Source organism: Nonomuraea terrae (genome assembly GCF_004348995.1).
In the GTDB taxonomy this organism is placed as follows: Bacteria; Actinomycetota; Actinomycetes; order Streptosporangiales; family Streptosporangiaceae; genus Nonomuraea; species Nonomuraea terrae.
In genome coordinates this window covers 72,829-84,080 of record NZ_SMKQ01000013.1, presented here as the reverse complement: position 1 = coordinate 84,080, position 11,252 = coordinate 72,829, and the positions used below count along the sequence as shown (strand labels likewise).

The 11,252-nt window shown below is 67.3% G+C and carries 14 protein-coding genes and 2 pseudogenes; 8 read left to right on the top strand and 8 right to left on the bottom strand.

Going from position 1 to position 11,252, the window contains the following annotated elements:
* The coding region (locus E1286_RS07665) for an integrase core domain-containing protein (RefSeq protein ID WP_223189684.1) at positions 1-158 on the top strand (158 nt) is incomplete at its 5' end.
* Positions 159-351: 193 nt separating this feature from the next.
* On the opposite strand, the gene E1286_RS51165 is transcribed toward E1286_RS07665, so the two are convergent.
* The 7 genes from E1286_RS51165 to E1286_RS07635 all read right to left on the bottom strand — a co-directional run bounded on the left by E1286_RS51165 (position 352) and on the right by E1286_RS07635 (position 5,784).
* Positions 352-486, bottom strand: a complete 135-nt coding sequence (locus tag E1286_RS51165) for a hypothetical protein (RefSeq protein WP_281282627.1) — start codon at positions 484-486, stop codon at positions 352-354.
* Between the two features lie 241 nt (positions 487-727).
* Entirely contained in the window at positions 728-1,051 is a 324-nt protein-coding gene (locus tag E1286_RS07660; RefSeq protein WP_132610138.1) for a hypothetical protein, read from the bottom strand.
* Positions 1,052-1,134: 83 nt separating this feature from the next.
* Positions 1,135-1,662 (bottom strand): DUF6624 domain-containing protein, encoded by a 528-nt coding sequence (locus E1286_RS07655; protein ID WP_132610136.1) that lies wholly within the window; start codon positions 1,660-1,662, stop codon positions 1,135-1,137.
* A gap of 1,081 nt (positions 1,663-2,743) precedes the next feature.
* A complete protein-coding gene (locus E1286_RS07650) occupies positions 2,744-2,962 on the bottom strand; it encodes a dihydrofolate reductase family protein (RefSeq protein WP_223189678.1) in 219 nt (72 codons plus the stop codon).
* Positions 2,963-3,063: 101 nt separating this feature from the next.
* On the bottom strand, positions 3,064-3,795 hold the full coding sequence (locus tag E1286_RS07645; protein WP_132610134.1) for a CPBP family intramembrane glutamic endopeptidase: 732 nt from the start codon (positions 3,793-3,795) through the stop codon (positions 3,064-3,066).
* A 321-nt stretch (positions 3,796-4,116) separates the two neighbouring features.
* Positions 4,117-4,836 carry an ABC transporter permease gene (locus E1286_RS07640; protein WP_132610132.1) on the bottom strand — a complete coding sequence of 240 codons (720 nt, stop codon included), beginning with the start codon at positions 4,834-4,836 and terminating at the stop codon, positions 4,117-4,119.
* A 63-nt stretch (positions 4,837-4,899) separates the two neighbouring features.
* On the bottom strand, positions 4,900-5,784 hold the full coding sequence (locus tag E1286_RS07635; protein WP_132610142.1) for an ABC transporter ATP-binding protein: 885 nt from the start codon (positions 5,782-5,784) through the stop codon (positions 4,900-4,902).
* A 162-nt stretch (positions 5,785-5,946) separates the two neighbouring features.
* Here E1286_RS07635 and E1286_RS47650 point away from each other — a divergent pair, with 162 nt between their 5' ends.
* The 5 genes and pseudogenes from E1286_RS47650 to E1286_RS07615 form a co-directional block, all read left to right on the top strand.
* Positions 5,947-6,084 carry a hypothetical protein gene (locus E1286_RS47650; protein ID WP_165969628.1) on the top strand — a complete coding sequence of 46 codons (138 nt, stop codon included), beginning with the start codon at positions 5,947-5,949 and terminating at the stop codon, positions 6,082-6,084.
* 173 nt (positions 6,085-6,257) lie between these two features.
* Positions 6,258-7,274 carry a sensor histidine kinase gene (locus E1286_RS07630; protein WP_132610130.1) on the top strand — a complete coding sequence of 339 codons (1,017 nt, stop codon included), beginning with the start codon at positions 6,258-6,260 and terminating at the stop codon, positions 7,272-7,274.
* Positions 7,275-7,292: 18 nt separating this feature from the next.
* Positions 7,293-7,895 carry a response regulator transcription factor gene (locus E1286_RS07625; RefSeq protein ID WP_132610128.1) on the top strand — a complete coding sequence of 201 codons (603 nt, stop codon included), beginning with the start codon at positions 7,293-7,295 and terminating at the stop codon, positions 7,893-7,895.
* A gap of 56 nt (positions 7,896-7,951) precedes the next feature.
* Positions 7,952-8,179, top strand: a complete 228-nt coding sequence (locus E1286_RS07620; protein ID WP_246074553.1) for a hypothetical protein — start codon at positions 7,952-7,954, stop codon at positions 8,177-8,179.
* Positions 8,180-8,304: 125 nt separating this feature from the next.
* A pseudogene (locus tag E1286_RS07615) lies at positions 8,305-8,916 on the top strand (IS5 family transposase); the annotation flags it as partial.
* A 31-nt stretch (positions 8,917-8,947) separates the two neighbouring features.
* Here E1286_RS07615 and E1286_RS07610 read toward each other — a convergent pair.
* Complete coding sequence (locus tag E1286_RS07610; RefSeq protein WP_132610126.1) at positions 8,948-9,454, bottom strand: DinB family protein; 507 nt, start codon at positions 9,452-9,454, stop codon at positions 8,948-8,950.
* Between the two features lie 219 nt (positions 9,455-9,673).
* Between E1286_RS07610 and E1286_RS07605 the strand changes: the two are divergent.
* Both E1286_RS07605 and E1286_RS07600 read left to right on the top strand, forming a co-directional pair.
* Positions 9,674-10,389, top strand: a pseudogene (locus E1286_RS07605) (transposase family protein).
* 42 nt (positions 10,390-10,431) lie between these two features.
* Positions 10,432-11,055, top strand: a complete 624-nt coding sequence (locus E1286_RS07600; RefSeq protein WP_132610124.1) for a DUF6461 domain-containing protein — start codon at positions 10,432-10,434, stop codon at positions 11,053-11,055.
* Positions 11,056-11,252: the final 197 nt, after the last annotated feature.

Below are 11,252 nucleotides of genomic sequence, written 5' to 3'. Positions count from 1 at the left end.
AGGGTGCCAAGGGCTGGTCCTCGGCGCGTGAGGCTCGCCTGGCCGTCTTCAAGTGGATCACCCGCTACAACACCCGCAGGAGACATTCCGCCATCGGCTACCTCAGCCCGATCGACTACGAGCAGCAGACCGTCGATAGGGTGCTGCTCGCCGCATGACAACCGGTGTCCACACCTCGGGGTGAGCCCCCAGGTGACCCCGAGATCGACATGTACCTGGGCCGGCGTAAATAGCCAGGGTCGGCAGCGCTGGAGCCAGGCTGCTTGGCCGGCTGGTCTTCAGCCGTGACAGCACGTTCTGGCCAGGGCATGCGCCGATCAGTGGGTCCGGCGACGACGCGCCAGTCGGGTTCTAGCCGAACGTGATGCGTTTGCGGGTGCGCCATCCGGAGGCGACCTGCCGGTCGGTGCCCGCCTCCAGCCGGTCTTGAGCCGACGTGAGCCGGTCCAGCGCGGCGACGGCCTCCGGGACCGGGCGAGGGGTCATCGACTCGCCGTAGCGGTGGGCCCGGCAAACCCCATGAGTACTTTCCAGGCGGCATCCTGCCGCGCCTCCCGCGATACGGGTCTGACCCATCGTTTCTGCTGGTCAGGCAAATGTGGTGGATGTTCGGCGGATGCTACGACAACCCCGTGAAATCTCGCCACGCAGCGGATGGCGAGGATGTCCCGGCCCAGAATCTTCGGCCAACGCAGGACGGCGTCTCTTCTCCGTAGTTCAGAAAAGATTACTGCGTGGCCGCCGGCTGGGTCTCCCCGACCACGTACGTCGAGCGCAAGGTCGGCCGCCGCAAGACGGTCGATGTGCCGCTGTACGCCGTCGGCGACATCGAGGACATGCTCCTCATCGAGGACGTGGGCTGGGAAGCGGTCCGTGCCGTCAAGCCCGGCGAGGCCAGCCCCTTGCGCGAGCACACCCGCCTGCCGATCAGCCGGGCCCAGGCCGTGCGCGCCTTCTGCGCCCAGCTCAGCGCGGACTGGTCGGTCGAGGTGTGGCCGCACTGGTGGAACGCCGGCAGGCAGGTCCTGGCGACGACGATGTCCTGGCCCACCTGGGCGACTTCGATAGGCTCCCGTTCTAGCCGGTGCTCCGCACGTCAGCTGATTCGCCAGCAGGGCACGGCCTCAATCACCGTCAGCCGTACAGCTGACGGTGCATCCGGTCGTATTCAGCGTGTGGCCCCAGCCCGGCGTGGGCGCGCCGCTTGTCCAGGCGATCTGGATCCTCAACTGGCTGGAGTTCCAGCCGCCCTTCGCGCATCCCGTACTGGGTGCCGTACACCTGCGGCCGCCCGTCGGCGACACTCACCCGATCGACGAGGTAGGCGTGGTCTGCCCAGGTCGCTTGTCCTGCCGCCGCGGCCTCCTCCAGCAGCGGCAGGCAACTGCGCTGGAAGGCGACGTCGCGGTCGGCGTGCTGGGCAAGCAGCCACGCGGCGTGCGCCGCCTCTTCGCCGACCAGGTCCCGGCCCGGCCAGCCATGCTGCGCGACCACGCGCTTGAGGAACGCGGTGTTGCTCGCATCCACGGCGACAAATTCGGCATACTGCTCATCCGTCTGGGGCGTGTTCGGGGGTACGCACGTGCGGACGGCTTGATCTCGCTGCATCCGCTGAAGCAACTCCTCGCGAAGCGCCGAATGTTCCGCCGGTCGTCCGGCCATGCTCCGGCCTCCCTCTCTCGACTGCCGCGAGTGGGTGTACCCGGACCTTCCCGTAATCGACCACCGGTAGCAGGCGGCAACGCAACTGCGTTACAGGTCGAGATCGGGCGCTGCTCGTGCTAGATCGTCCGCGCGGACCTGCTGCAGCATCATCAGGGGGACACTGGCGCGCCGGTCTTGTCCCGGCAACGCGATTCCGCGGTTTCTCGCCGACGTTGAGATAGATGCTCGAGCGTTCCCTCTCCCCGGTTGAGGAGCCACAGTCGGGGCGGACCCGTCCGTGCGCGAGGGACTTCGACTCCGCCACGCCACCAAACTGTCGGTGTCCGTGTAAATACTCTGCGTCATGGCAGAAGAAGCCCTGGACATGGGCGAGATCACGATCTCCGACTGGTACGGCCACGCCGACAAGATGGGCCGAAGTCCGCTTCCTCACCATCGCACGACGCCTGCCTTCCCTCGTCCGCCGGGCCATGGACGTAGCCTGGCGGGGCCAACCCCCCGCGACCCCGCTGCGCGGTCATCCTCAACCTGCTCGGCGGCGTCTTCACCGCCTTCGGGCTGCTCGCCACCACGGGCGTGCTCACCGCGCTGTTCACCGCCGAACTTACCCTCGACCGAGTCCAGGCCGCGCTCCCCAGCCTCGCCCTGGTCGCCGCGGCCGCCGCCCTGCGCGCCGCGGTGCAAGCGGGTGCAGGCTGGGCTCAATCGCGCCTCAATCCCCAGATCTCCCGCCTGACCGAAGAGCAGCTCTACTGCGAGACCAGTGAGGTTCCGCTCGCCGCCCGTCGACGTGACAGAGGTCGTACTCGCCTACGTGGAGAGCGGGTTCTTCGTGACGGACGACGGCGATCCGTGATCAATGTGGTGTTTCGCGGTGAGCTGCCGACGCATGCTCAGCCCATGGTCGGCACAGGAAGTGGCCGGGCTCGTCTGGCTCACCGTCGCCGAGGCCGAGGCGAACGCGGACTGTCCGTCGTGGGTTTTGCGCAGTTTGCGGCGCGCGGCGTCATAGCACGATCGTGGTACCGGTCGCGATCTCACTCCGGGACCGACCCTCGTCCCCGCCCGGCTGTTCGGCTCAGCCGACGCCGCGGTCTTCGCGCCGCATGTCCCCGGCGCCGGGAGTCCCCGCACCGAGGCCGTAACTCAGGAGCACGGCGCCCTTGGAGGCGACGGGCGGCTCCAGGACCACCAGGTTGGCGGGCAGCGCACCGCCGTCGAACACCTTCTTGCCGACGCCGAGCACGATGGGGAAGACCCACAGGTCAAGCCGGTCGAGACGAACCCGAGGACCCACACCCACATGGAACTGAAGGCCCTCCGGTTCGCCTGAATTCCGGGATTTCTCAGGGGTTGGAACATCCGAACGAAAAGCAGCCATGGTTATTGACGTGACGATCAGGCGGGTCCGGTGTTTCCGGTGATCAGAACGAACAGCGGCAGGCCCATGTTGTTGACGACGTGGACGGCCACCGCGGGCCAGATCGACCCGCTGCGGCGCATCACCTCGGCGGCGATGATGCCCACCACGAGCGCCGTGGTCATGGCGAGGTTGATGCCGTGGAAGAGGGCGAAGATCACCGAGCTGGACAGGACTCCGACGACGGGCCCGTAGCGCAGCAGGGCGTTGGTGACGACACCGCGGAAGAGGAACTCTTCGCCGATGGGGGTAAGGACGGACAGGAAGGCGAAGGTCAGGATCAGGGGCAGCACGCCGCCGCCGGCCGCGTCGTAGTACAAGCCCTGGGGATCGGCGTCGAACGAGAGCAGGGTGATGACGGCATAGTTCACCACGCCCTTGAGCACGAACGCGACCACGCCCGCGGCCACGCCGATGCCCATCCAGCGCCAGGTGGTGCGGCGCACGCCGAAGACGCCCCAGGAGCGGATGCGGATCAGCGCGGCCGCGGCGAAGCCGACGAGGCAGACGATGCCCGACCAGGCGGCCAGGGTCAGCCCGTACACCACCCCGTCCAACCCCAGCCCCAGCGGGCCGAAGAACGGAGCCACGGCCGTGGCGGCCGCCATCGCGAGTAAGCCGACCACGATCTCGGGCCAGCCCGGGCGCGCCGGAAAAGTGGCGCCGGCCGGGGCCGGCTGCTGTGGGTGGTCGACATGATCAGCCGACATGGTGGTGAACTCCTTGTTCTCATGGTTTCGATGGGTGTCGCCGGGTCCGGCGTGTGCCCGGCCGATAACGGGCGCCAGGCGGCTTCTGGACTCGCCGTTGGTGCGTGGCCGATGCCGTCAAGGCCGGGCGGGGTTTGTACAGGTCGCCCATCACCGCGGTGAGAGCCCGCGTGGCGTTGTCTCGCTTCTGGCCGAGCTTGTCTGAATACAAAGGAGGGACCGTGCCGTCACAGCACACCAGAATCGAAGGGCACATGATGCACAACACTCACCCTGTTGGTTGCGTCATCCGCGCCCAGGGACACCCCACGCCGGGTGTCGTCATCGGCGCGGCTCCCAGCGGAAGATCCGGGAGGCCAGCGCGACGGCGACGGCGACCCAGCCCAGCGTGGGCGCCAGGAGGATCAGGGATTCCGTGACGGGAACGCCGCCGTTCCAGGCGTTGAGGACCAGTTCAGTGGCCGAGCCGCCCGGAAGCAGCCGCTTGATCAGGGTGAGTTCCTCGGTGCCGGTGATCCCCACCCAGCTGGTCACGGCGATGGTGCCGAGGCTGATGGGCAGCGTGGTCACCTGGGCGTGCTCGGGGGAGTTCGTCAGTCCCGCCGTGGCCAGTCCCAGGCCGAGCATCATGATCACCATGGCGAGGACGGCCGCCGCCAGGAGGAGGATGTTGTCCGGCCGGCCGGTGACCACGGCCAGCACGGTCATGATCACGGCCACCTGGACCAGCGAGATGACGGTGATCGGGAGAAGCAGCCCGGCCAGGATGCCGGCGTCGCCGGCCGCGGTGGAGCGCAGCCGCTTGAGGAAGAGGTTCTGCCGGCGTGAGGCCAGGGTGGTGACCGTGGTGGTGTAGAGCCCGAACGCCCCGACGGTGAACATGACCACCGCCGCGATGTATCCGAGGCTGCCCAGGGCCGCGAAGCCTTCGTGCTGGTAGATGAAGAGCGCGCTGACCGCCGCGGGCATGATGAGGCTGGTGACCAGAACCAGCCGGTTCCGGAAGATCTGGGCCAGCTCACTGAGAGCGATCGAAAACATGGCGAAGGTCCTTCTTCTTGGGAGGGTTCCGGGAGTGTCCTGGGGAGAGTTCCGGGAGCAGGTCTAGTCGCTGCCCAGGGCGCGGAAGACGTCGTCGAGCCGGGTCGGTCCAGCTTGAAGTTCCCGCAGTTCCACCGTGTGGTCCTGCGCCCAGCGGAGCAGGGTGTGCAGGTCCTTTTGCAGGTCGAAGGTCTCGATGAGGACCTTCCCGTCACCCTCGCGCGTGGCCTGCAGCGGTAGCGCGGGGACGGGGTCCGCGAAAAGGAAGCGGATGGCGGCCGGCAGCATCCGCGTCAGCTCGGAGACGGTCCCCTCCCGGTAGAAGGCGCCCTTGTGCATGAGGCCGATGCGGTCGGCGCGCTGCTGCGCCTCTTCCAGGTAGTGGGTGGTGAGAACGACGGTGGAGCCGTCTTCGCGCAGCTTGTCCACGACGTCCCACAGATCATCTCGGGACTGGATGTCCAAACCGGTGGTGGGCTCGTCCAGGAAGATCAGCTCGGGCGTTCCGTACACGGCGGTGGCGAAGTCCAGGCGCCGTTTCTCGCCGCCGGAGAGCTGGGACACCTTGGTGGCGGCCTTGCGGGTGAGGTCGACGATGCCGAGCACGCGTTCGACCCGGTCGGTGCGCTGGGTGAGTTTTCCGATCAGCCGGACCGACTCCTTCACCGTCAGGTCCGGCGAGAATCCGCTCTCCTGCAGCATGATGCCCATCCTGGGCCGCACGGCGCGCCGGTCTCGCGGGCTCTTCCCGAAGACCCGCACGGTGCCCGAGGTGGCGGTGCGGTGGCCTTCGACGGTCTCCAGGGTCGAGGTCTTACCCGCCCCGTTCGTGCCGAGCAGCGCGTAGAGCTCCCCGCGCTCCACCTGGAAGGACAGGTCTTTCACGGCGTGGAAGTCGCCGTAGGTGAGGTTCAGACGTTCAACGTCGATAACCGGTGTCGAGGACATGCCGTCGATCTCAGCAGCCGCCGCGCTCACCGGGCAGTGCGACCACGTCATGACCTCGCCATGACATTTCTTGCCGGAAAGCATGACGTAGCGTCACTGGCGCCACCACGAAACCGGAAGAATACTGGAAAAACTCTGCTGTTCGATCCTGGAGAGCCACCCATGGACACCGAAGCCCCGCGCATTCCGCTGACGATCAACATGATCGTCTGCCTCGCGGCCTGCGCGGCGTTCCTCCACCACCCCGGTGCCGGTCTCCCGCCCGGCGGCGTGGAGCCGTCGCCGGAGCACAACCGGTGAGCGATGTGGACGGCGACGGCCCTCATCGTGGCGAGCGCTCCAGTGCTCCCGCCGCCCGGCCTGACGACCCCCGGGCCGGAGGAGGACCGGTGCGGCCGGTTCGGGCAGGATCACACCCGAGGTCCGGGCACACCGAGACGACGCGGGGACGGCTGAGCAGGCTCAACCTCATCATGTTCCTCCCACTGCTCGCCGCCGTGGGGGCACTGCTGGTGGCGACGGACGCCCGGACCTGGTGGCAGGCCGTTGTCCTGGCTCTGGGCGTGGTCGCGGCCCTGGTGGCCTTCGTATGGTGGGCGGCGCGCGACATCTCCCGCGTGGCACTCCCCTGCCTGATCGTCGCCGCGGCCGTATGGGCCCTAGGCGTGCTGGTGACGGGCAATGACACGGCGTTCTACGGCATCTCGATCGTGGGCCCCCTGACCATCCCCCAGCTACCGCGCCACCGAGGATGGGCGGCCCTGGGGGTGACCGCCTACGTCGCCCTGACAGGCGCGGCGCGGCTGTTGGTGACACAAGAACATCTCTCCGGCGTGCTGATCGCGTACGTCGTCGTCCCCGCGGGCGTCACCGCGGTGCTGACCGGTCTCATGTTCCCCAACCAGAGGTTCTACGGGCTCGTGGCGGAGCTGGAGGAGGCACGAGAACGCGAAGCCGAGCTGGCCGTTATCCGAGAGCGCATGCGTTTCGCCAGCGATCTGCACGATATCCAGGGCCACACGCTGCACGTGGTGAAGCTGAAGATCACGCTGGCCCAGAAGCTGCTGCACAGCGACGCCGAACGGGTGGAGCAGGAACTACGCGAGGTGCACACCCTGGTCAGCGACACCATCACCCAGACCAAGGAGCTCGCCTACGCGCAACGACGGCTCAACCTGTCCGCGGAGCTGGAGAACGCGAAGAACCTCTTCGAGGCCGCGGGCGAGCTGCTCGGCCAGGTCCTGCGCGAGACGACGACCAACATCCTGCGACACGCCCAGGCCAGACAGGTGCGCATCACCCTGTCGGAGTCGGGCATCGCCATCGTCAACGACGGCGCACAGGAGGCTCCGCTGCCCGAGCTGCGGGGGCTCGCCACGCTCAGGGAACGAGTGGCGGGCAATGGGGGCGAGCTGACGGTGGAGCAGAAGGACGGGCGTTTCCTGACGGCCGCGGCATTCCCGGACGGTCGCTCGGACACTGCCCGCTGAAGCGGGGAAGGACAACTGATGACCACCGTGGTACTCGCCGACGACGAGGCACTCCTGCGCAAAGCACTGGCGGCACTGCTCCCCCTAGAAGGCGAGATCACCATGCTCGCCGAAGCGGGAGACGGCGAGGCCGCTGTCCAGGCCACGCTGCGACACCAGCCCGACGTGCTCGTCATCGACCTGGAGATGCCCGGTATGGACGGCCTCGATGCCGTGGCGGAGATCCGTAGGGCCCGGCCGGAGCAGGTGATCCTCATGCTGACCCGCCATGCCAGGCCCGGGGTGCTGCGCAGGGCACTGAAACTCGGAGTCCAAGGCTTCGTCAGCAAGTCCGCGGAACCGGCGCACATCGTCTCGGTCATCACGACCCTGCACGAGGGCAGGCGATGGATCGACCCCGATGTCTCCGCCCTCGCCGTCGTCGACGACTGCCCGCTCACCGACCGCGAGCTCGACGTGCTGCGAGCGACCGGCGAAGGCTACTCGGCCGCCGACATCGCCACCCGGCTCCACCTGGCGGAAGGCACGGTGCGCAACTACCTCTCGAACGCGATGCAGAAGACCCAGACCCGGACCCGGCACGAAGCGGCGCGGTACGCGCGGGAACACGACTGGCTGTGAGCGCCGGCGACGGGGGTGTCCCATCATGTATCAACGGCTCTGGCCCACTTTCGGTGGTGACAGAACGGTTGGCCGACGAGAGGGGCGAGGACTATGTCGACGACACCGACATCGAGCCACCGCTCGTCAGGCTGATGGACACACTCGCGTTCGACGCGGTGCCGCCGGCCCGCCAACTGATCGACCTGCTGAAGAAGCGCGCCTGGACCGGCTGGACCAAGCTCAAGCGCGTGGACCCGGCCAACCACCCGCCCCCCATCGCGAGGTTATGGGAGGAAGGTTGACCGTGGCGGCAGCCGCAAGGATGCCACCACACGGGACACTGAGCGATCTCTGCTCCAGCCTCGGAGAAGGCCTGTTCTGCGGATCATGTGACCGTCGCGGCTGGCTTCGGGGCGTTGGCATGAGCATGGGGCGGGGAGATTCAACGCATGCGAAGTGGGCCCGGCTGAAGCCGCGTCCGCCGAAATCCGGGCAGCGCGGCGGCAGTTGGGCCGGCCACCGCAGAGTCATGAACGGAATCCTGTACCGACTGCGCACTGGGATGCCATGGCGGGATCTACGTGCACGTTTCGGCCCATGGAAGACGGTGGACCAACGGCAAGACGCTGGTCGGCGGACGGCACCTGGGACGGGATCTTCGTGGCCGTCCTGGCCGACGCCGACGCGGAAGGCCGGATCGACTGGTCGATGGTGAGCGTCGATTCGACCTCCTGCCGGGCCCATCAGCACGCCGCCGGGGCTCGTAGGAGACCGCCAAGAGCGCCGGGAAAGACGCACGCCCCGGCAGCACCGCCCTGACGAAGGGCTCGGACGCTTCCGGGGCGGCCTGACCTGCAAGATCCACCGACGAAGGGGCAGCAAGGGCGGCCGACCCGCAGGCTTCGACAAGACGATCTACAGGCGAAGGAACGAAGTCGAGCGGACGATCAATGCGTTGAAGAACTCCCGAGCCGTGGCCACGAGGTTCGACGAGTGCGGCTACATCTTCCATGGCACCGTCACCGTTGCCTCGACCCGGCCCGTGGCTCCGCCCGTGATCTCCGCCGGTTCTAGTCGCCGGTCGTGCCGTCGAGCATCTCGCGCAGGATGTCCAGGTGGCCGTTGTGGCGGGCTGTCTCCTCGGTGAGGTGGAGGAGGATCCAGCGCAGGTCGACGTGGAGGCCGTTGCGGACGGCTCGCTGGGCCTGCTTGTCCAGGCCGTTCCCGGCGACCAGTTCGCGGTAGCGGGTGCTCTGTTCGGCGTATTCGTCGAGCAATTGAGTGAGCGGGAAGTCAACGGCGATACGCATCTCGCGGTCGGGGTCTTCCTCGGTCCAGGGGCCCCGGTCTTCCTCACCGAGGAAGACCACTTGGAACCAGTAGTACTCGACCCAGCGGAGGTGGTTGATCACTCCGCTCATGGTCATCAGCGGCGAGCCCGACAGGAGCGCTTTGCGGGCGTCCTCCGCAGCGACGCCATCGCATTTGGCGCGGGCGGTGTCACGTGCGTAGTCGAGAAACGTGGTGAGCTGGGTGCGCTCGTCCCACGCCGGCGGTGTGTCATGGATTCTGGTCATCGCGCGAAGTGTCCCCGATCACCGCGACCGATGTCGAGGTATTTATCGACGGACCCAACCTGCTTCTCCCAGCACCTCGTCCGGCGGGTCGATACAGCGAGCTCTTTCCAACCTGGCGGCCATGGTCACCATGGCTTCACGGAGAGCGGTGGCAGATGAGAGGAGGCTCCCGACGAGACAGCAGTCGACCAAGATCCGATGCCCCAACCGGGAGCCTCGTTGCTGTCCTACCGTGCCTCGATTTCACTGTGCAACCACACCCTGATCCGCCTGGCCGAACTCATCCGCACCCGGCGCGCCGAACGCCGCTCACGGTGGCGGAAGTCAGCCCCGGCCCAGCAAGCCCTGCTGGTCCTGGCGCAGTGCGCAACGGCGAAACCTACGCCCGCCTGGCCGCCCTGGCCGACAACGTGCACGCCGCCGCCGACCGCGCCTCCCGGCTGGCCTACACCATCCTCGACGGCACCCTCATCCCCATCGACCGCCTCGCCGACGAGCGACCGTACTACGGCGGCAAACACACGCAGCATGGAATGAACGTGCAACTGCTCGCCGACCCCATCGGCCGGCTGGTCTGGGCCTCACCCGTGCTGCCGGGCGCCACCCACGACGTGACCGCCGCTCGGATGGCTGGCCTAATCGACGCCTTGACCAGCGCCGGCGTGAAGACCTTCGCGGACAAGGGATATCAAGGCGCGGGCGGCACGATCCGCACACCCTTCAAGCGGCACCGCCATCGTCCCTTGTTGTCGCACGGACAGCGGGACAACAACCGCGCCCACGCCCGTATCCGAGCCATCGGCGAGCGGGCCGTCGCGACCTTGAAGTCCTGGAAGGTGCTGACCAAGCTGCGCTGTTGCCCGCATCGCGCGACCGCACTCGTCCAAGCGATCCTTGTGCTGCAGCTCGTGGAAGAAGGCCGCTACTCAGGATGAAATGGCTCTTATTGTGTCGGTAGGTGCTGCGAGCATAACGGGATGATCGCGACTCCTGACGACTATGCCTGGTTCTCCCGCGAGCGCTTCCCCGACCTGGCGGATGCCTATTGCTTCACCTACGTCCGCGGCCTGACACCTGAGGAACTGGTGACCCGGCTCGGCGTGCGGGTTGAAGACTGCTCTCGCATGACGCTTGATGAGCTGATCCGGGGGCAAACCTTCGGTGCCGTCGCCGTTGGAGAATGGGTACTCCTCGTCGAGGCCTACGGCGGGCTCGGTGTCACCGAAGAGATCATCATGCCGCTGTCGGCGGGCACGCGTCTCGTCTCCCACTTCTACCTCGACGTCGACGGCATGGACTACTTCCACTGGATCGACGACGGAAAGATCCGGTTCGAGTTCGTGCACCAGGAAGGTTATTCCCACTGGATCAAAGACGGGAAGATCCGGCGCGAGTTCCCGCACCATGAAAGCTATTCAGAGGAGATGCCGGACGAACTCGCAGAGGTCATGGAGCGGATCGACTCCCCTGTCTACCCGATCGCCGACCCCCACGAAGGGCCGGCGTTCCTCTTGGCCGAGTGCCTAACCGGGATCACGATGACGCCGCAACTGCTGGAGAAGTCCACCTACCTGGGCGGAGGCGTTCCCAGGTCGAGGTGAGCAGAACCCATCGTCCACGGCCCCGAGGGTTGGCCGCGGACGGTGGATCACTTCGCTGCACGCTCCTGCGGGCCCCATGAGGGCACCGTTCTCCGCGGGCCTGCCGTACCAGGCCATCAGGATGAAAAGCCTCAGCGATTCAGCGCCGGTGGGCCGCCCGGCATGATCCGCCGGACAGGCCCTTAGTGAAGCTCTCC

Bases quoted from the DNA above. Each gene is read 5' to 3' on its own strand.
- E1286_RS51165 (WP_281282627.1), bottom strand. From the start codon at position 486: ATGACCCCTCGCCCGGTCCCGGAGGCCGTCGCCGCGCTGGACCGGCTC.
- E1286_RS07655 (WP_132610136.1), bottom strand. From the start codon at position 1,662: ATGGCCGGACGACCGGCGGAACATTCGGCGCTTCGCGAGGAGTTGCTT.
- E1286_RS07645 (WP_132610134.1), bottom strand. From the start codon at position 3,795: ATGTCGGCTGATCATGTCGACCACCCACAGCAGCCGGCCCCGGCCGGC.
- E1286_RS07640 (WP_132610132.1), bottom strand. From the start codon at position 4,836: ATGTTTTCGATCGCTCTCAGTGAGCTGGCCCAGATCTTCCGGAACCGG.
- E1286_RS07635 (WP_132610142.1), bottom strand. From the start codon at position 5,784: ATGTCCTCGACACCGGTTATCGACGTTGAACGTCTGAACCTCACCTAC.
- E1286_RS47650 (WP_165969628.1), top strand. From the start codon at position 5,947: ATGGACACCGAAGCCCCGCGCATTCCGCTGACGATCAACATGATCGTC.
- E1286_RS07630 (WP_132610130.1), top strand. From the start codon at position 6,258: ATGTTCCTCCCACTGCTCGCCGCCGTGGGGGCACTGCTGGTGGCGACG.
- E1286_RS07625 (WP_132610128.1), top strand. From the start codon at position 7,293: ATGACCACCGTGGTACTCGCCGACGACGAGGCACTCCTGCGCAAAGCA.
- E1286_RS07610 (WP_132610126.1), bottom strand. From the start codon at position 9,454: ATGACCAGAATCCATGACACACCGCCGGCGTGGGACGAGCGCACCCAG.
- E1286_RS07600 (WP_132610124.1), top strand. From the start codon at position 10,432: ATGATCGCGACTCCTGACGACTATGCCTGGTTCTCCCGCGAGCGCTTC.